This window comes from Sphingopyxis microcysteis, from assembly GCF_012274265.1.
Classification (GTDB): Bacteria; Pseudomonadota; Alphaproteobacteria; order Sphingomonadales; family Sphingomonadaceae; genus Sphingopyxis; species Sphingopyxis microcysteis.
Map to the genome: position 1 here is coordinate 265,110 of NZ_JAANYY010000002.1, position 18,188 is coordinate 283,297.

Below are 18,188 nucleotides of genomic sequence, written 5' to 3' on the forward strand. Positions count from 1 at the left end.
AATGCCGGGATGACAAGCGGCGATGGCCCGGTTATCGCTCGGTCGATGAGCAGCCCCGTCCCATCATCACCGACCTCCGAAAATTTGCCCGACGGCGCGATCCCTGCGGCCACGCTGGTCATCATGCGGCCGTCGGACGACGGCGGTCCCGACGAAATCCTGATGGTCAAGCGCTCGACGAACATGGCCTTTGCTGCCGGCGCGGTCGTTTTCCCCGGCGGGCGCGTCGATCCCGACGACTATCTCGTGGCGCGCCAGCACGCGCCCGATCTTGCCGAAGCCGACGGCGCGGCGCGGGTGGCGGCGCTGCGCGAAACGCTCGAGGAAACCGGGCTCGCGGTCGGCTGGCCGGGGCTGGCGGACCGTGACGTTCCCGACGTGCGCCGCGCCTTGCTCGCCGGCACGCTGCTGTCGGACATGCTGGCGGCGCGCGGCGATCGAATCGCCTTGGATTCATTGGTTCCCTTCGCGCGCTGGTGCCCGAACTTCAAGGAAGCGCGGACATTTGACACGCGATTCTATGCCGTTAACGCGCCGCCGCACAGCCACGAACTGACGGTCGAGGAGGCTGAGCACAGCCATATTTTCTGGGCCACCGCGACGAACACACTGGCGATGGCCGACAGCGGCGAGGTCTCGGTCATTTTTCCGACCCGCCGAAATCTCGAAAAATTGGCGCAGGCACCTGATTTTGCGAGATTTTCGGATCATGCGAGGCAGTTTCCGATCGATCTCGTGACACCATGGATCGAGGATCGCGAAGGGCAGGCGTTTTTGTGCATTCCGGGGCATTTGGGATACCCGGTGACAAGCGAATCTTTTGAGCGTGTTCGCCGGGGCTAGTGACCTTTTTGCAACAAGTTTCTCTCTATTTAGCAATTTGGTAAGAATTGCCGGACTAGGGCAAATCGTCGTTGCATTTGCTGAACGCTGTGCCTAAGACGGCCTCGCAGATGAGTGTTGGGGATTTCCCTGGTGCGATTCGACAAGACTAATCCAGTGGACGGAGAATATAATGAACCTGCTCAAAAAGGCTGCGATCTCTCTCGCAGCGACCTCGATGATTGCAGCCCCGGTTGCCGCGTCGGCCGCTCCCGCAGCCCGTGCAGCTTCGGCCGTTGACGGCCAGAGCGAGCTCGAAGGCGGCACCAGCTGGATCATCGCTATCGTCGCGCTGGCTGCCATCATCGGCGGCATCATCATCGCGTCGGACAACAACGACGACTCGCCGACCAGCCCGTAATTTTCGGCTGATCGCTAAAGATACCAAAAGGCTCCGAGCTGCGCTCGGGGCCTTTTGTGCGTCCGTAGTGGCTGTATCAGCGGCGCCGATGGATGTTTGCCGACCCTGACCACAATGGGTTCCGCAAGCGCGATTGCGCATCGCCTATAATGTGATGCCGCGCATCTCCCGGGAACGGTCCAGGGGAATCGCTTGCCGGGCGCGGTCCGTCGCAGCGCTGTCGATCGGCGCCGACACGATGCGATACCCGGCTTCACCCTCGACCGTGCCGCCATCCGCCAGCACCGCCCCCCACGGATCGACGATCAGGCTGTGGCCATAGGTCGCGCGGCCATCGTCATGAAGCCCGCTTTGTGCCGCTGCCAGGATATGGCACCCGGTTTCGATCGCCCGCGCGCGCATCAGCACATGCCAGTGTGCTTCGCCCGTCGACACCGTGAAAGCGGCGGGGATTGCGACCAGCGTCGCGCCCTGACCGACGAGCGCCCGGTAAAGTTCCGGAAACCGCAAATCATAACAGATGCTCAGGCCTAACCGGCCCAGCGGGGTATCGACGACCGTCAGTGTATCGCCCCCGGCATAGGCCGCCGATTCGGTCCAATTCTCACCCGATGGCAAGGTCACGTCGAACATGTGGATCTTGTCATAGCGCGCTCGGATGCTGCCATCGGCGGCGATCACATGGCTGCGGTTGACGCGCCGCTTTCCGTCGTCGGCAAGCAGGGGCATCGACCCCGAATGGAGCCACAGCCCATGCTTCTGCGCCATGTCCTGTAGTGCGGTGGGCCAGGGGCTATCGGCCTCGCGGACGATATGCGCGCCCGATCGCGCCCGATCGCGGTCGAGCAGCAGCGACATTTCGGGCAGGAAAGCCATCGCCGCGCCGCGCGCCGCCGCATCGGCCATCGCGCGATCGATCGTCGCCAGGTTGCGCTGTGGGTCGGTACCGCTCGTCATCTGGATGAGCGCGGCGATCGGCGGGGAGGGCGGTGAAGCGGTCATGATCACTGGCTAGGCCGCCGCCGCCGACAGGACAAGCACCGCGACAGTTCAGTGGCCAGCAAGGTTGGAACCGGTTAAGATGGCGCAATGTCCTATGCCCCCGCGCGCGCGTCGCTTCGTTTTTCTCGATCCTTTTTGTTCGTCGGCGTCGCTGCGCTGCTGCTGGCCCCGCTCGCGGCGGCCGCACAGGGCAGCGCGGCGCCGGCCACGGCGACCAGCCAGACGGCAAACAGCGACTGGCTCTATGCGGGCAGCGACATCCCGCGCGACACCGCTTGGCAGTTCGGCGTTCTCCCCAATGGCGTGCGCTACGCGGTGCGCAACAATGGCGTACCGCCCGGGCAGGTGTCGATCCGGGTGCGGATGGATGTCGGATCGATGTTCGAAACCGAACAGGAGCGCGGCTATGCGCATTTGCTCGAACATCTGACCTTTCGCGGTTCCGAACATATTCCCGACGGCGAAGCCAAACGTATCTGGCAGCGGTTCGGGGTGACCTTTGGCAGCGATTCCAACGCGCAAACCACTCCGACGCAGACCGTGTACCAACTCGACCTGCCCAGCGTGACACCCGCCAATCTCGACGAAAGCATGAAATTGCTGTCGGGGATGATCCGCGAACCGCGAATTTCGGAACTCGCGGTCGCCGCCGAGCGCGGCGTGGTGATGTCCGAACTGCGCGAATCGGACGGCCCGCAAAAACGGATTGCCGACGCGACCAACGCGCATCTGTTTGCGGGCCAGCTGCTTGGCGACCGCTCGCCGATCGGCACCACCGCATCGCTCGGCAAGGCGAGCGCGACGTCGGTCGCGGCGTTTCACAACCGCTGGTACCGCCCCGAACGTGCGGTGGTGGTCATCGTCGGCGATGCCGAACCCGCCGAACTGGCGCGGCTCGTCGCCAAATATTATGGTGACTGGCGCGCCGAGGGTCCGAACCCGGTCGATCCCGATTTCGGCAAGCCCGACCCGGCGGCGCCCGCCGCGCGCGAGATTGTCGAGCCGAACCAGCCGCTCGCGCTGACACTGGCGATGGTGCGGCCGTGGCAACGGCGCATCGATACGGTGGAAAATACCCGGCGGCTGTATCTGGAATTCATCGCCCAGGCGCTGGTTAACCGGCGGCTGGAAAACCGCGCGCGCAGCGGCGGCAGCTACCTGGTAGCCACCGTCGAACAGCAATATGTCAGCCGCAGCGCCGACGTCACCATGGCATCGATCGTCCCCTTGAGCGACTGGAAAGCCGCGCTGGCCGATGTGCGCGGGGTGATCGCCGATGCCGTCACCAACCCGCCATCGCAGGCCGACATCGACCGCGAAGCCAACGAAATCGAAGCGTTCCTGCAAAAGGAACTGGAAAATGCGCGCAACGAACCCGGCGCGCGGCTGGCCGATGACATGGTCCGCGCGGTCGACATTGCCGAAACGGTAACCAGCCCGCAGGGGCAGGTCGACATGTTCAAGGCGATCCGCGCCTCGGCGACGCCGCAGGTGATGCTCGACATCAGCAAGGCGATCTTTGCCGCGCCGGTCACCCGCGCGGTGCTGACCACCCCGACTGCGGCGGGGGGTGATGCTGCGGTGCTCGCGGCGCTGAAGGCGCCGGTGACCGCGCGCGACGACCGGCTGGCGGCGGTTCAGGCCGATTTTGAACAACTGCCCGCGTTCGGGACGCCGGGCACGATCACCTCGACCAACAGCCTGCTCGGGCTGCGCGCCGAACGGATCGAATTCGCCAATGGCGTCACCGCGCTGGTGTCGAACAACAAGGTCGAACCCGGCAAGGTGCGCGTCAACGTCCGCTTTGGCACCGGCAACCGCAGCGTCGCCGCCGACGCGCCGAACCTGCTGTGGACCGGCGATTATGCGCTGGTCGCCAGCGGCATCGGGCCGTGGGGCCAGAATGAGATCGACCAGCTGACCAATGGCCGCCAGATCCAGCTGAATTTCGCGATCGATGACGATGCGTTCGAATTGTCGGCGGAAAGCAAGCCCGCCGATCTCGCCGACCAGATGCGGCTGATCGCGGGCAAGCTGGCGTTACCGCGCTGGGATGCGGCGCCGGTCGAGCGTCTGCGCATCGGTTACCTCACCGGCTATGATCTCAACGACGCGACCCCCAATGCGGTGCTGGACCGCAATCTGCGCGGCTGGCTGACCGGCAATGACGCGCGCTGGGCGGCGCCCGACAAGGCTGCGATCGCGGCGCTGACCCCCGCCGCTTTCCGCGCCTTCTGGGAACCGCGGCTCGCCAGCGGCCCGATCGAGGTGCAGATTTTCGGCGATCTGGAAGCGGTCGATTATCGTCAGATTCTGGCGAATACGCTCGGTGCCTTGCCGCCGCGAAAGATACTGGCACCCACCGGCGGCCAGCGCGTCGATTTTGCCAAGCCCGCCAAAACGCCCGAGATCGCCTATCATCGCGGCGAGCAGGGGCAGGCGGCGGCAATGACCGCGTGGCAGACCGGCGGCGGCCTCGCCAATCCGCGCGACGCGCGCGGGCTGGAGGTGCTCGCCGCGGTGTTCAACGATCGGCTGTTCGACCGGCTGCGCGCCGAACAGGGCGCGAGCTACGGCCCCGTGGTGGACAGCCATTGGCCGACGGGGTTCGACAGCGGCGGCTACCTGCTCGTCGGCAGCCTGCTCGCGCCCAAGGACCTCGACCGTTTCTATGGCATCGCGCGCGACATTGCCGCCGATCTGGTTGCGACGCCGGTCAGCGCCGACGAGCTGACGCGTAACGCCGTCCCGATCCGCGAACAGGTCGCGCGCGCGTCGACCGGCAATGTCTACTGGATGTTCCTGCTCGAGGGCGCGACGCGCGATCCGCGTGTGACCGCCGCCGCACTGTCGATGCAGGACGATATTGCCGCGGTCACCGCCGCCGACGTCCAGCGGCTGGCGCGCCAATATCTGACCCCGCAGCGGCAATGGTCGCTGGCAATCCTGCCCAAGGGGATGACGCTGGCCGACGCATCGGCACTGGGCGCGGCGACCGCATCGCCATCGGCGGGCGGGCGTTAACATCGGACCCGTTCAAACGATCCGTAGCCCTGAGCTTGTCGAAGGGCGCCTATCCGAGAAGCGCCCTTCGACAAGCTCAGGGCTACGGATATGGGGAGGCGAAGTGCGTTAAGCCGCTTCCTCGCCCGTCGCCGGGCGGCGTACCTTGCGAATGCGCGGTTCGCGGTCCAGCTCGCCCTTGGTCATGATGTCGCGCCGCATCTTGGCGCGCACGTCGTGGATCGACGCGATCACCGGTCCCATCGCGACGCCGAGGTCGATCAGCACCGCTTCGGCGAGTTGCAACGAGCTTTCGAGCGTTTCGGGCACCGCGTCGCTTGCCCCCGCCTGATACAGCGCCGCGGCATGGTCGGCGTCGCGCGCGCGGCTGATGATCGGCAGCCCGGGAAATTTCTGCCGCAACTGCTTGGTCATCCGCAACTGCTGCACCGGATCGTCCATCGTCAGCACGATCGCGTCGGCGCTTTCGATCCCCAGCTTGTCGAGGCTGCCGGGCCGGGCGACGTCGGCAAAGCGCACCGAAAATCCTTCGCGCCGTGCCGCCGCCACCGTGTCGATGTCGGCGTCGACCGCGACATAGGGACGCCCATGTTCGCGCAGCAGTTCAGCGACGGTCCGGCCGACGCGCCCGAACCCGATGATCATCGTGCGCGCCGCGACCGTTTCTTCTTCGGGAAGTTCGCCGCTCCGCATCTCGATCCGCCGCGCGATGTCGTGGCCGATGCGCGCCAGCAACGGCGTGATCGTCAGGCCGATCGCCGTCACCAGTTGCCAGAAGCTGGCGGTTTCGGGGTCGATCAATCCGGCGGTCAGCGCCGCGGTCAGCACGATCAGCGTCGTTTCGGACGGGCTCGCCATCAACAGACCGACCTCGGCTGCCGTTCCGCGGCGCGCACCCGAAAAGCGCAGCAGCAGCGCGGTCACGGTCGCCTTGATGGCGACGACGCCGACCACGGCGGCGACCAGCATCGGCCATTGCTCGGCGATCGTCTTGAGGTTCAGCCCCATGCCGACGCTGATCAGAAACACCCCCAGCGCCAGTCCCTTGAACGGCGCGGTGATCGCCTCGACCTCGCCATGATATTCGGTTTCGGCGATCATCAGCCCGGCGAGCAGCGCCCCGACGATCGGCGACAGGCCGACGGCGGCGGTCGCCAGCGCGGCGACGATGACCACCAGCAGGCTGGCGGCAAGGAACAGCTCGGGATCCTTGGCGCGCGCCGCCTGCGCGAAAATGCGCGGGAGCAGGAACCAGCCAGCGACCGCGAGAACGGCAACGACCAGCGCTCCCTGCCACAGGGTGGTCAGCAGCAATTCGGTGCTGTCACCCGCCGGATTGGGGGCAAAGGCGCCGAGGATGAAGATGATCGGAACGATCGCCAGATCCTCGAACAGCAACATGGAAAATGACGCGCGGCCGACCGCCGATTTGGTGCCGACCATCGGCAGCACCAGCGCGGTCGACGACAGCGCCAGCGCGATGCCGAGGCCGAAAGCCGCGGGGGTCGAAAGCCCGCCGAGCAGCCACAGGCCGCCGCCCAATATCGCCCCACCGATCAGCAACTCCGCGGCGCCGACCCCGAACACGAGCTTGCGCAGCGACCACAGCCGCCGGAATGACAGTTCGAGCCCGATCGAGAACAACAGCAGGATGATGCCGAATTCGGCGAACAGCGCGATGTCGTCGGGCGAGCCGATCGTGACATGCTCCAGCCACGGGTAATCGCCCGCGAGCGCGCCCAGGCCCGACGGCCCGACAAGCAGTCCGACCAGGATAAAGCCGATGACGGGGGGCAGACGAAAGCGCGCGAACGCCGGGATGACGATGCCCGCGGCGCCGAGCACCACCAGCGCGTTGCCGATGGCTGAAGTTTCGGTTTCCGATACCATAGGGGCCGACCTTATGCAGGCCGGCCCCGGTTGGCTAGGTGGTTATAAGCCACATCTAAGCCGTCATCCCGGCGAAGGCCGGGGTCTCACCCTCGCGTGTTTACGCACCGGCGAGATCCCGGCCTTCGCCGGGATGACGAAATTAGGTCAGCTCCCCATCTTGGCGTCAAGATTCTCCACGATCGCCTCGAAGAAGCCCTCGGTGGTCAGCCAATTCTGGTCGGGGCCGATCAGCAGCGCCAGATCCTTGGTCATCTTGCCGCTTTCGACCGTCGCGACGCAGACCTTTTCCAGATCGTCGGCGAATTTGATCAGCGCGTCATTGCCATCGAGCTTGCCGCGGTGCTTCAGCCCGCCGGTCCAGGCAAAGATCGACGCGATCGGGTTGGTCGAGGTCGCCTTGCCCTGCTGGTGCATGCGGTAGTGGCGGGTGACGGTGCCGTGCGCGGCCTCGGATTCGACGGTCTGGCCGTCGGGGGTCATCAGCACGCTGGTCATCAGCCCGAGCGAGCCAAAGCCCTGCGCCACGGTGTCCGACTGGACGTCGCCGTCGTAATTCTTGCAGGCCCAGACGAACTTGCCCGACCATTTCAGCGCTGAGGCGACCATGTCGTCGATCAGGCGATGTTCGTAAACGATGCCGAGCGCGTCGAACTTCGCCTTGAATTCGGCGTTGAACACTTCCTCGAACAGGTCCTTGAACCGCCCGTCATAGGCTTTCAGGATCGTGTTCTTGGTCGACAGATACACCGGCCATTCGCGGGCGAGGCCATAGTTCAGGCTGGCGCGTGCGAAGTCGCGGATCGAATCGTCGAGGTTGTACATCCCCATCGCGACGCCCGAGGTCGGGAACTGGAACACTTCCTCGTCGATCACGGTGCCGTCCTCGCCCTCGAACACCAGGCGCAGCTTGCCGGGGCCGGGGACGCGGAAATCGGTCGCCTTATATTGGTCGCCGAACGCATGACGCCCGACGACGATCGGGTCGGTCCAGCCGGGGACGAGCCGCGGGACGTTGCGCATCACGATCGGTTCGCGGAACACCACGCCGCCCAGGATGTTGCGGATCGTGCCGTTCGGCGACTTCCACATTTTCTTCAGGCCAAATTCCTCGACGCGGGCTTCGTCGGGGGTGATCGTCGCGCATTTGACGCCGACGCCATATTTCTTGATCGCGTTCGCGGCTTCGACGGTGATCTTGTCGTCGGTGCGGTCGCGTTCCTCGATGCCGAGGTCGTAATAATGCAGGTCGATGTCGAGATAGGGCAGGATCAACCGCTCGCGGATCCATTGCCAGATGATCCGGGTCATTTCGTCGCCGTCGAGTTCGACGACCGGGTTGGCTACCTTGATCTTGCCCATGCGTTCAGCCTTTATCCTTGGGGAGTCGGAGTTGCAGCGGGCCTTAGGCAAAGCGGCGCCATTGATCAATGGGCGTGGTGGCGGCGGTCCGGAACCCGGGACGTGCCTTATCCATTGTCAGTATCAGGTGCGCCCCCTAGAAGAACGGCCATGTCCAATATCATCTCTTCCAACCGCCCCGGTGGCGGCATCAAGTGGCAATGGCCGTCGATCCATCCCGAAGGCCGCAAGTTCCTGCTCATCGCCGGTATCGTCACGCTGTGCTTCTGGCTGCTCGGCTGGGAAATTGTCGGCTGGCTGATGTTCGGGGTGACCTTGTGGGTCGGCGCCTTCTTCCGCGATCCGGTTCGCGTTACGCCGACCGGCAGCGACGTCGTCATCGCACCTGCCGACGGGTTGATCACCCAGATCGCCGAAGTCGCGCCGCCGCCCGAGATCGCGGGCGCCGACGGGATCGGCGACGCACCGATGCTGCGCGTGTCGATTTTCATGAGCGTGTTCGATGTCCACATCAACCGCACGCCGGTGGCAGGAACGCTGCGCAAGCTGGTGTATATTCCCGGAAAATTCCTCAACGCCGATCTCGACAAGGCGAGCGAGGAGAATGAACGCCAGCATTTCGTCGTCGAACGCGCCGACGGGGTGCGGATCGGCTTCACCCAGATTGCGGGACTGGTTGCGCGGCGGATCATGCCGTTCGTCACCATGGGCAACGATCTCGCCACCGGCCAGCGCGTCGGCCTCATTCGTTTCGGCAGCCGCGTCGACGTCTATCTGCCCGCCGGTACGACGCCGCAGGTGCTGCTCGGACAGCGGACGCTGGCGGGCGAAACCGTGATCGCGCGGATCGGCCAGGCGGTCATGATCGACGGCATCGGGCAATAGGGTGAGCGAAGACCAGCAGATCGCCCCCGACGCTGCCGGGCGCCGCATCGGCGGCATCAGCCTCCGCGCCTTCGCGCCCAATGCGATCACCGTGCTGGCGCTCTGTTTCGGCCTGACCGGGGTGCGCTTCGCGATTGGCGGGCAGTTCGAGCTGGCGATCGCCGCGGTGATCTTTGCCGGGGTGCTCGACGGGATGGACGGGCGCATCGCCCGGCTGCTGCGCGCGCAGAGCAAATTCGGCGCCGAGCTTGATTCGCTGTCGGACGTCATCGCCTTCGGCGTGGCGCCCGCGATGATCCTGTTCCTGTGGTCGCTTCAGGACGCGCCGAAATTCGGCTGGACCGCGGCGCTCGCGCTCGCGGTCTGTTGCGCGCTCCGCCTCGCGCGCTTCAACTCGCGCATGGATGCCGATTTTCAGCCACACAAGTCGGCGGGCTTCAACACCGGTATCCCCGCCCCGGCAGGCGCCGGCCTGTCCTTCGTCCCCGTCTATCTGTGGCTGACCACGGGCAATGAACTGTTCCGCGAATGGTATGTGGTGATGCCGTGGGCACTGGCCGTCGCGATGCTGATGATCTCGGCAATCCCGACTTACAGCTGGGCCTCGATCCGCCTGCGCCGGTCGTGGCGGCTGTTCGCGCTGGCGGGGGTCGGGTTGCTCGGTGCCGCGCTGGTGACGGCGCCTTGGCTGACCCTGCTGGCGGTCTGCGCAATCTATGCGGCGACGCTGCCGTTCGGGCTGGCCAGCTATGCGCGGGTCAGGCGGCGCGGCTGAACTGCGGACGAGCCGTCATGGCGACGGGCACCCGGCGCGGGACAGCGCGGCGCGCATTTGTCCGGTGGATCGGCAGCGCGGTGACCGCGGGGTCCGATTCGGGTGACGTGGCGACCGGGAAAGCGCCTTCGCCAAGCAGCGCCGACAGGATCGCGGCCTCATTCGATTTCAGCATCGCCAGGATCACCGTGATGCCGAGTCCGGCGGCGAGGGCAAAGAGGAGTGCGGCTGCGACCTGAACCATGATCTGTCCTTCCGGGTTTTCGTTAACGAAACCTTTCCGACCGGAATGACGGTTTCGCTTGGCTTTTAGTTGCATGTTCTTGATTTGTTCTCAACTGTTTTGCGACGAACCGAGTCAAATTGTCGCCGGATCGATCGGCGGGGTGCGCCCGCGGCTCGTCGCAAAGCCGCGCTCGACGCTTGCTTTTGACCGCCAAGGCCGCTAACGGGCCGCCCATTCCACATGGAAGGCGCACATAAACCGGTGCCGGGATCGTCGCTTGCGACCCCTGGTTCTTGCTTTCCAGAGGACCAACCGGAAGGAGAAAGACCATGGCGGCACCTGTCGTCACGATGCAGAATCTTATCGAGGCTGGCGCCCACTTCGGCCACCAGACCCACCGCTGGAACCCGCGCATGAAGCCGTATATCTTCGGCGCGCGCAACGGCATCCACATCCTCGACCTGTCGCAGACCGTGCCGCTTTTTGCGCGCGCGCTCGAATTCGTCGCCTCCTCGGCGGCGTCGGGCGGCAAGGTGCTGTTCGTCGGCACCAAGCGCCAGGCGCAGGGTCCGATCGCCGACGCCGCACGCGCTTCGGGTCAGCACTTCGTCAACCACCGCTGGCTGGGCGGCATGCTCACCAACTGGAAGACGATCTCGAACTCGATCAAGCGTCTCAAGACCCTCGAGGAACAGCTTTCGGGCGACACCTCGGGCCTGACCAAGAAGGAAGTGCTCAACAAGACGCGCGAACGCGACAAGCTCGAAATGAGCCTTGGCGGCATCCGCGACATGGGCGGCATTCCCGACGTGATGTTCGTGATCGACGCGAACAAGGAAGAGCTGGCGATCAAGGAAGCCAACGTCCTTGGCATTCCGGTCGTCGCGATCCTCGATTCGAACGTCTCGCCCGACGGCATCGCCTTCCCGGTTCCGGCGAACGATGACGCCGCCCGCGCGATCCGTCTCTACTGCGACGCGATCGCTCAGGCCGCGACGCGTGGCGGCCAGCAGGCGCGCGCCGATCGCGGCGAAGATCTGGGTGCGGCGGTCGAACCCGTTGCCGAACCCGTGCTCGTCGAAGCGGCTGTGACCGAAGATGAACAGGTTCCGGCCGAAGCGGCCGCCGAAACCGAACGCCAGAGCGACGCTTAATCCGCTTTGCGCATGACGGGACGGCGCGGCTCTGCCCGACGCTGTCCCGTCATCGTTTTTACTTGTCGTCCCGCCATGCGCGCGGACGTCCCGCGGGCCGAAACGGGCCCGCCCTTTTGGAAAGGAATATCCCATGGCTGAAATTACGGCCGCTCTCGTCAAGGAACTGCGCGACCGCACCGGCGCCGGCATGATGGACTGCAAAAAGGCGCTCGCCGAAAATGGCGGCGACATCGAAGCGTCGATCGACTGGCTGCGCACCAAGGGTCTCGCCGCCGCCGCCAAGAAGGCTGGCCGCGTCGCCGCCGAAGGTCTCGTCGGCGTTGCCACCGACGGCACGCGCGGTGCGATGGTCGAAGTGAACAGCGAAACCGACTTCGTCGCCAAGAACGAACAGTTCCAGGGCTTCGTCCGCGACGTCACCAATGTCGCGCTCGCCGGCAGCATCACCGACATCGAAGCGCTTGGCGCTGCCGCTTATCCGACCGGCGGTACCGTCGCCGAGGCGCTGACGCAGAATATCGCCACGATCGGTGAGAACCAGTCGCTCCGCCGCACTGCGATCGTGTCGGTCGGCTCGGGCGTCGTGACCGGCTATGTCCACAACGCTGCCGCGCCCGGCATGGGCAAGATCGGCGTGCTCGTCGCGCTCGAATCGACCGCGGGCGCCGACGTCCTCGAACCGCTCGGCAAGCAGCTCGCGATGCACGTCGCCGCCGCCAACCCGCTGGCGCTGAACGGCGACGACCTCGACGCCGACCTCGTCGCGCGCGAACGCGCGATCGCCGAGGAAAAGGCCGCGCAGTCGGGCAAGCCCGCCGACATCGTGTCGAAGATGGTCGATGGCGCGATCGCGAAATTCCGCAAGGAAAACGCGCTGCTGTCGCAGCTGTTCGTGATGGACGGCAAGACCCCGGTCGCCGAAGTCGTCGCCGCTGCCGGCAAGGACGTTGGCGCGACGATCACGCTCAAGGGCTTCACCCGCTTCCAGCTCGGCGAAGGCATCGAGAAGGAAGAAAGCGATTTCGCGGCGGAAGTCGCGGCGGTCGCCGGCGTTTAACAGAAGAATTGGGCTGCGGGCTTCGGTCAGCATTTTTTCCCAGCGTTCGTCATGCCGGACTTGATCCGGCATCCACTCCGGCCTCGCCGCATGGACCCCGGATCAAGTCCGGGGTGACGACTTGGGAAATGCTGTCCGCACAACGCCGCAGTCCGCTTGGCAATGGCGCGCGCCTTCACTAGGGTGCGCGCCATTCGCGTATCTAATTCCCAAAGAGGTTCCCCCCGACATGGCTCTACCCGGCATGAAACGCGTTTTGCTCAAGCTGTCGGGCGAGGCGTTAATGGGTTCGACCCCGTTCGGCATCGACCCCGAAACCGTCGCGAGCATGGCCGCCGAGGTCAAGGAAGCCAAGGATCGCGGGCTCGAAATCTGCCTCGTCATCGGCGGCGGCAACATCTTCCGCGGCATGGCGGGCGCTGCCAAGGGCATGGACCGGGCGCAGGCCGATTATATGGGCATGCTTGCGACCGTGATGAACGCGCTGGCGATGCAAAATGCGCTCGAACAGCTGGGCGTCCAGACGCGCGTCCAGTCGGCGATCGAGATGGACAAGGTATGCGAACCCGTCATCCGCCGCCGCGCCGAACGCCATCTGGAGAAGGGCCGCGTGGTGATCTTCGCCGCGGGCGTCGGCGCGCCTTATTTTACCACCGACAGCGGCGCCGCGCTCCGCGCCGCCGAAATGAAGTGCGACGCGCTCTTGAAGGGTACCAGTGTCGATGGTGTCTATAATGCCGACCCCAAAAAGGATAAGTCGGCGGTCCGTTACGACACGCTGAGCTACGACCGGGTGCTCGCCGACAATCTGAAGGTGATGGACGCGAGCGCGGTGGCGCTGTGCCGCGACAATCAGATCCCGATCGTCGTATTCAACATTCGCGAAGCCGGCAATCTGGCGCGCGTGCTGGCGGGCGAGGGGGTTTCGACCGTCGTCACCGATGCCGCCGCGACCGCCTGAGCCAAAGCATAAGAGAGGACAAGACGATGGCGAAATATGACAAGGCCGACCTCGAACGCCGCATGCACGGTGCGGTCGAATCGCTCAAAAGCGACCTTTCGGGCCTGCGCACCGGGCGCGCGCACACCGCGCTGCTCGATCCGGTGACGGTCGAGGTTTATGGCAGCCACATGCCGCTCAACCAGGTCGCGTCGGTCAGCGCGCCCGAACCGCGCATGCTGTCGGTGCAGGTGTGGGACAAGTCGAACGTCGGCCCGGTCGACAAGGCGATCCGCTCGGCCGGGCTCGGGCTCAACCCGATCGTCGACGGCCAGATGCTGCGCCTGCCGATCCCCGAAATGACGCAGGAGCGCCGCAAGGAGCTGTCGAAGCTCGCCGGCCAATATGCCGAAAAGGCGCGCGTTGCAGTGCGCAACGTCCGCCGCGACGGCATGGACAATCTGAAGGCCGACGAGAACAAGAAGGAAATCAGCGAGGACGAGCGCAAGCGCCACGAGACCGAGGTGCAAAAGCTGACCGACGCGACGATCGCCGAAATCGATGCCGCCGCGGCTGCCAAGGAAAAGGAAATCCTGGGCTAAGCCGATGCGCGACGGTGCCGCCATCGCGATCCTCCCCGGAACGGGGAGGGGGACCATGCGAAGCATGGTGGAGGGGCACCCTCTATCATACGCCGCGCGTGGCCTCGCGTGCCCCTCCACCACCTTCGGTGGTCCCGCTCCCCGTTCCGGGGAGGATCTATGAGTCACGGCGCACGCCATGTCGCCATCATCATGGACGGCAATGGCCGCTGGGCGAAAAAACGCCTGCTGCCCCGCGTCGCCGGTCACAAGGCCGGGGTCGAGGCGGTGCGGACGATCGTGCGCGCCGCGGGCGACCTCGGGATCGAGGCGATGACGCTCTACGCTTTCAGCTCCGAAAACTGGAAGCGGCCCGAGGAAGAGGTCAACGACCTGATGGGGCTGATGAAGCGCTTCATCCTCAGCGACCTCGACGAATTTGCGGCGAATGATGTCCGGCTCAAAGTGATCGGCAACTGGCGCGCGCTCGCGCCCGATGTCGTCGCGCTCATCGACAATGCGCTCGAACGCACCTCGGGCAACAAGCGCACGACGCTGGCGGTCGCGCTCAACTATGGCGCCCAGGACGAGCTGGTTCGCGCCGCCACCGCCGCCGCGGCGGAGGGTCCGATCACCGAGGAAACGCTTGCCGCGCACCTCGACACCGCCGACATGCCGCCGCTCGACCTCTTGATCCGCACCTCGGGCGAAGTGCGGCTGTCGAACTTCCTGCTCTGGCAATCGGCCTATGCCGAGCTCTATTTCACCGACAAGCTGTGGCCCGATTTCACGCCCGCCGATCTAAAGGCGGCGCTCGACCATTTCGCGCGGCGCGACCGTCGTTATGGGGGGCTGTGATGGTCTCGCGTGTCGGTTCGTCCCCGTTCCAACCCCTCTCCTTCAGGGGAGGGGCAGCGAGACTTGCGAACTTGTTCGCTAGTCGCAGCGGGGTGGGGCCCAACGGCCATGCGCAAGGTCGCGAGCCCCCACCCCCAACCCCTCCCCTGAAGGGGAGGGGCTTGAGAAAAGAGTTCGTGCAATGACAACCGCGACAAAATCGGACCTGTGGACCCGGATTGGGTCGGCGATCATCCTGTTCGCGATCGCGGGTGCCGCGCTGTGGTTCGGCGGGCTGGCGTTCGGCTTGCTCCTGCTCGTCGGCGGCGCCCTCGTGCTGGTCGAGTGGTTTCAGCTGGTCAAGCGGATGACGCTTGGCGGCGGCGCGAAGGCCGCGCTGAACGCGCTCGGCCCGATCCTCGTGCTCGGCGCGATGGCGGGGCTGTGGTTCATCCGCGACCGGCTCGGCATGACCGCGGCGCTGTGGGTATTCGGCATGGTGTGGGCGACCGACATCGGCGCTTATTTCGCTGGTCGCGCCTTCGGCGGCGCGCGCCTCGCGCCCAAAATCAGCCCGTCGAAGACCTGGTCGGGACTGATCGGCGGCATGGTCGCGGCGCTGATCGCCAGCGCCACCATCGGCGACCGCGCGGGCATCATCGGCGTGCCGCTGTGGATCGGCCTGTTCATGGGACTGCTCGCGCAAATGGGCGACCTCGCGCAAAGCTGGATGAAGCGCCGCGCGGGCGTCAAGGATTCGGGCAAGCTCATCCCCGGCCACGGCGGTCTGTTCGATCGCGTCGATGGCGTGCTGCCGGTGGCGTTGCTGCTCGGCGCGCTGGCGTATCTCGGGCAACTCAGCGTCGGGACGGCGGGCTGACATGACGCAGCGCCGCCTTTCGCTGTTCGGCGCCACCGGGTCGGTGGGGCAATCGACCCTCGACCTGGTGCGGCGCGACGGCGCGGCGTGGCGGGTCACCGTGCTCACCGCGAACAGCGACGTCGCCGAACTGGCAAGGCTCGCGCGGGAATTTCGTCCCGATGTCGCGGTGATCGCCGATGCGGCGCGGTTTGGCGAGCTTCGCGATGCGCTGGCCGACACCGACATCGACGTCGCGGCCGGAGCCGATGCCTTGGTCGAGGCCGCGCAGCGCCCGACCGATCTGGTCATGGCGGCGATCGTCGGCACCGCAGGCCTCGCCCCGACGATGGCGGCGCTGGCCGCCGGATATGATGTCGCGCTCGCCAACAAGGAGGCGCTGGTGTCGGCGGGCGAATTGATGACCGCCGTTGCGCGGACGTCGGGGGCCACCATCCTGCCGGTCGACAGCGAGCATAATGCGATCTTCCAATGTCTCGCTGGCGGCAAAATCGAACAGGTGCGCCGCATCATCCTGACCGCGAGCGGTGGCCCGTTCCGCACGATGAGCGCCGCCGACATGGCGGCGGTGACCCCCGCGCAGGCGGTCGCCCACCCCAACTGGTCGATGGGGGCCAAGATCAGCGTCGATTCGGCCACGATGATGAACAAGGGCCTCGAACTCATTGAGGCGCACCATCTGTTCCCCGTCGGCCTCGACCGGATCGAAATCCTCGTCCACCCGCAATCGGTGATCCACAGCCTAGTCGAATATATCGACTGCTCGACGCTCGCGCAGCTCGGCTCGCCCGACATGCGCATCCCGATTGCCAGCGCGCTCGCCTGGCCGCAACGGATGGCGACGCCGTGCGCGCCGCTCGACCTCGCGGCGATCGCGCGGCTCGATTTCGAGGCACCCGACGAAGTGCGTTTTCCCGCGACCGCGCTCTGCCGCGCCGCGATCGCCGCAGGCGGCGCGCGCCCGGCGCAGCTCAACGCCGCGAACGAGGTGGCGGTGGCCGCCTTCCTAGCGGGGCGCATCGCCTTTCCGGCGATCGTCGATACGGTGCGCCGCGTGATCGACGCCGATGCACCCGCCGCGCCGTCATCGCTTCAAGATATATTCAGCGTCGATGCCGCATCGCGTGCGGCTGCCCAACGCTTTGTGGACCAATATGAACATGCTTGACGTTCCGCTTTGGCTTTATCCGATCGCATTTCTGGCGGTGCTCGGCCCGCTCGTGTTCGTGCACGAATATGGCCATTACATCGTCGGACGCTGGTGCGGGGTGAAGGCTGATACCTTCTCGATCGGCTTCGGGCGTAAGATCGTCAGCTGGACCGACAAGCGCGGCACCGAATGGAAGATCGGTTGGCTGCCGCTCGGCGGCTACGTCCAGTTCGCCGGCGACCGCGATGCCGTCAGCCAGCCCGACGCCGAATGGCAGCATCTGCCCGCCGAACAGAAATCGCATACTTTTCCCGCGCAGCCGGTGTGGAAACGCGCGCTGATCGTCGCGGCGGGGCCCGTGACCAATTTCCTGTTCGCCATATTGATCCTCGCGGGCTTTGCCTGGGTGGGCGGAACGCTAGTGACGCCGCCCGTTGCGGGCGGGATCGAGGCGGGGTCGGCGGCGGACGCCGCTGGCCTGCGTCCGGGCGACCGGATCGTCGCGATCGATGGGCGCAGCATCGACGTATTCAGCGACATTCCGATGGCGGTCGCCCACCGTCCGGGCGAAACGATGCAGGTCCGCGTCGCCAGCGGTGGCAGCGAACGGACAATCGCGCTGACCCCTCGGCTGGTCAAAGACAAGGATCCCTTCGGCAAGGAATATGAACGGGCGATCATCGGGCTGGCGCCGCCGCCGGTTCAGATCCAGTCGGTCAGCTTGCTCGAGGCGCCTGCTGTAGGCCTGCGCCAGACCTGGCAGATCGTCCGCCAGACCGGCGAGGTGCTCGGCCAGTTCCTGACCGGGCGCCGGTCGATCAAGGACATGAACGGCCCCGTGAAGATTGCCGAAGTTTCGGGCCAGGCGGCCACGCTGGGGCTGGCGTCGCTAATATTCTTCATCGCGCTGATTTCCATCAATCTGGGGTTCATCAACCTCTTGCCATTGCCCATGCTTGATGGAGGCCATTTGCTTTTCTACGCCTATGAAGCTGTGCGGCGCCGCCCGGCGCCTGCGCAGGCACAGGAATGGGCGTTTCGATTCGGCTTTGCGGCGATCGTCACGCTGATGCTGGTCGTGACTTTCAACGATTTGGGCTCATTGGGCCTGTGGGACGGGATCGCGCGCTTGATTGGCTAGCGAGTCTGGGGCAGGGAGTTGCGCGCGAACCCGCGGTC

The 18,188-nt window shown here is 65.7% G+C and carries 17 protein-coding genes; 13 read left to right on the forward strand and 4 right to left on the reverse strand.

Features of this window, described 5'->3' with window-relative positions; genetic code table 11:
- Positions 1–45: 45 nt before the first annotated feature.
- Both G9408_RS01140 and G9408_RS01145 read left to right on the forward strand, forming a co-directional pair.
- The gene (locus G9408_RS01140) at positions 46–843 is read left to right on the forward strand and encodes an NUDIX hydrolase (protein WP_168452344.1); all 798 of its coding nucleotides are present in this window, start codon (positions 46–48) and stop codon (positions 841–843) included.
- Between the two features lie 172 nt (positions 844–1,015).
- Positions 1,016–1,243 (forward strand): hypothetical protein, encoded by a 228-nt coding sequence (locus G9408_RS01145; RefSeq protein ID WP_120216933.1) that lies wholly within the window; start codon positions 1,016–1,018, stop codon positions 1,241–1,243.
- A 144-nt stretch (positions 1,244–1,387) separates the two neighbouring features.
- On the opposite strand, the gene G9408_RS01150 is transcribed toward G9408_RS01145, so the two are convergent.
- Positions 1,388–2,245: a carbon-nitrogen hydrolase family protein gene (locus G9408_RS01150; RefSeq protein WP_168452345.1), complete on the reverse strand. Its 858-nt coding sequence runs from the start codon at positions 2,243–2,245 to the stop codon at positions 1,388–1,390.
- A gap of 87 nt (positions 2,246–2,332) precedes the next feature.
- On the opposite strand from G9408_RS01150, the gene G9408_RS01155 reads away from it, so the two are divergent.
- Positions 2,333–5,269, forward strand: a complete 2,937-nt coding sequence (locus G9408_RS01155) for a M16 family metallopeptidase (protein ID WP_168452346.1) — start codon at positions 2,333–2,335, stop codon at positions 5,267–5,269.
- 108 nt (positions 5,270–5,377) lie between these two features.
- Here G9408_RS01155 and G9408_RS01160 read toward each other — a convergent pair whose 3' ends face one another.
- Both G9408_RS01160 and G9408_RS01165 read right to left on the reverse strand, forming a co-directional pair.
- Positions 5,378–7,159 (reverse strand): cation:proton antiporter domain-containing protein, encoded by a 1,782-nt coding sequence (locus tag G9408_RS01160; protein ID WP_168452347.1) that lies wholly within the window; start codon positions 7,157–7,159, stop codon positions 5,378–5,380.
- Between the two features lie 147 nt (positions 7,160–7,306).
- Complete coding sequence (locus G9408_RS01165; RefSeq protein WP_137870992.1) at positions 7,307–8,521, reverse strand: NADP-dependent isocitrate dehydrogenase; 1,215 nt, start codon at positions 8,519–8,521, stop codon at positions 7,307–7,309.
- 150 nt (positions 8,522–8,671) lie between these two features.
- Between G9408_RS01165 and G9408_RS01170 the strand changes: the two genes are divergently transcribed.
- Positions 8,672–9,406 carry a phosphatidylserine decarboxylase gene (locus G9408_RS01170; RefSeq protein ID WP_168452348.1) on the forward strand — a complete coding sequence of 245 codons (735 nt, stop codon included), beginning with the start codon at positions 8,672–8,674 and terminating at the stop codon, positions 9,404–9,406.
- A gap of 1 nt (position 9,407) precedes the next feature.
- Positions 9,408–10,181, forward strand: a complete 774-nt coding sequence (locus G9408_RS01175; RefSeq protein WP_287409618.1) for a CDP-alcohol phosphatidyltransferase family protein — start codon at positions 9,408–9,410, stop codon at positions 10,179–10,181.
- Here G9408_RS01175 and G9408_RS01180 read toward each other — a convergent pair.
- Positions 10,165–10,425, reverse strand: coding sequence for a hypothetical protein (locus G9408_RS01180; protein WP_168452349.1), 261 nt, complete (start codon positions 10,423–10,425; stop codon positions 10,165–10,167). The two genes, G9408_RS01175 and G9408_RS01180, sit on opposite strands and share 17 nt — an antisense overlap.
- A gap of 311 nt (positions 10,426–10,736) precedes the next feature.
- On the opposite strand from G9408_RS01180, the gene rpsB reads away from it, so the two are divergent.
- The 8 genes from rpsB to rseP all read left to right on the forward strand — a co-directional run bounded on the left by rpsB (position 10,737) and on the right by rseP (position 18,150).
- The gene (rpsB, locus tag G9408_RS01185) at positions 10,737–11,561 is read left to right on the forward strand and encodes a 30S ribosomal protein S2 (protein WP_137870995.1); all 825 of its coding nucleotides are present in this window, start codon (positions 10,737–10,739) and stop codon (positions 11,559–11,561) included.
- Positions 11,562–11,694: 133 nt separating this feature from the next.
- Entirely contained in the window at positions 11,695–12,621 is a 927-nt protein-coding gene (gene tsf / locus G9408_RS01190; protein ID WP_168452350.1) for a translation elongation factor Ts, read from the forward strand.
- A 229-nt stretch (positions 12,622–12,850) separates the two neighbouring features.
- Entirely contained in the window at positions 12,851–13,582 is a 732-nt protein-coding gene (gene pyrH, locus G9408_RS01195) for a UMP kinase (protein ID WP_168452351.1), read from the forward strand.
- Positions 13,583–13,608: 26 nt separating this feature from the next.
- Positions 13,609–14,163, forward strand: coding sequence for a ribosome recycling factor (gene frr, locus G9408_RS01200; protein WP_120216917.1), 555 nt, complete (start codon positions 13,609–13,611; stop codon positions 14,161–14,163).
- Positions 14,164–14,322: 159 nt separating this feature from the next.
- Entirely contained in the window at positions 14,323–15,000 is a 678-nt protein-coding gene (gene uppS, locus G9408_RS01205) for a polyprenyl diphosphate synthase (RefSeq protein ID WP_137870998.1), read from the forward strand.
- A 181-nt stretch (positions 15,001–15,181) separates the two neighbouring features.
- On the forward strand, positions 15,182–15,859 hold the full coding sequence (locus G9408_RS01210) for a phosphatidate cytidylyltransferase (protein WP_168452352.1): 678 nt from the start codon (positions 15,182–15,184) through the stop codon (positions 15,857–15,859).
- A gap of 1 nt (position 15,860) precedes the next feature.
- On the forward strand, positions 15,861–17,027 hold the full coding sequence (locus tag G9408_RS01215; RefSeq protein ID WP_168452353.1) for a 1-deoxy-D-xylulose-5-phosphate reductoisomerase: 1,167 nt from the start codon (positions 15,861–15,863) through the stop codon (positions 17,025–17,027).
- Positions 17,020–18,150 carry an RIP metalloprotease RseP gene (rseP, locus tag G9408_RS01220; protein ID WP_137871009.1) on the forward strand — a complete coding sequence of 377 codons (1,131 nt, stop codon included), beginning with the start codon at positions 17,020–17,022 and terminating at the stop codon, positions 18,148–18,150. The genes G9408_RS01215 and rseP overlap by 8 nt, the downstream gene beginning before the upstream one ends.
- Positions 18,151–18,188: the final 38 nt, after the last annotated feature.

Coding starts and splice junctions, on each gene's coding strand:
- G9408_RS01165 (WP_137870992.1), bottom strand. CDS start 8,521: ATGGGCAAGATCAAGGTAGCCAACCCGGTCGTCGAACTCGACGGCGAC.
- rseP (WP_137871009.1), top strand. CDS start 17,020: ATGCTTGACGTTCCGCTTTGGCTTTATCCGATCGCATTTCTGGCGGTG.
- G9408_RS01170 (WP_168452348.1), top strand. CDS start 8,672: ATGTCCAATATCATCTCTTCCAACCGCCCCGGTGGCGGCATCAAGTGG.
- tsf (WP_168452350.1), top strand. CDS start 11,695: ATGGCTGAAATTACGGCCGCTCTCGTCAAGGAACTGCGCGACCGCACC.
- G9408_RS01215 (WP_168452353.1), top strand. CDS start 15,861: ATGACGCAGCGCCGCCTTTCGCTGTTCGGCGCCACCGGGTCGGTGGGG.
- pyrH (WP_168452351.1), top strand. CDS start 12,851: ATGGCTCTACCCGGCATGAAACGCGTTTTGCTCAAGCTGTCGGGCGAG.
- G9408_RS01140 (WP_168452344.1), top strand. CDS start 46: ATGAGCAGCCCCGTCCCATCATCACCGACCTCCGAAAATTTGCCCGAC.
- G9408_RS01155 (WP_168452346.1), top strand. CDS start 2,333: ATGTCCTATGCCCCCGCGCGCGCGTCGCTTCGTTTTTCTCGATCCTTT.
- G9408_RS01160 (WP_168452347.1), bottom strand. CDS start 7,159: ATGGTATCGGAAACCGAAACTTCAGCCATCGGCAACGCGCTGGTGGTG.
- G9408_RS01210 (WP_168452352.1), top strand. CDS start 15,182: ATGACAACCGCGACAAAATCGGACCTGTGGACCCGGATTGGGTCGGCG.
- G9408_RS01150 (WP_168452345.1), bottom strand. CDS start 2,245: ATGACCGCTTCACCGCCCTCCCCGCCGATCGCCGCGCTCATCCAGATG.
- G9408_RS01145 (WP_120216933.1), top strand. CDS start 1,016: ATGAACCTGCTCAAAAAGGCTGCGATCTCTCTCGCAGCGACCTCGATG.
- uppS (WP_137870998.1), top strand. CDS start 14,323: ATGAGTCACGGCGCACGCCATGTCGCCATCATCATGGACGGCAATGGC.
- G9408_RS01180 (WP_168452349.1), bottom strand. CDS start 10,425: ATGGTTCAGGTCGCAGCCGCACTCCTCTTTGCCCTCGCCGCCGGACTC.
- frr (WP_120216917.1), top strand. CDS start 13,609: ATGGCGAAATATGACAAGGCCGACCTCGAACGCCGCATGCACGGTGCG.
- rpsB (WP_137870995.1), top strand. CDS start 10,737: ATGGCGGCACCTGTCGTCACGATGCAGAATCTTATCGAGGCTGGCGCC.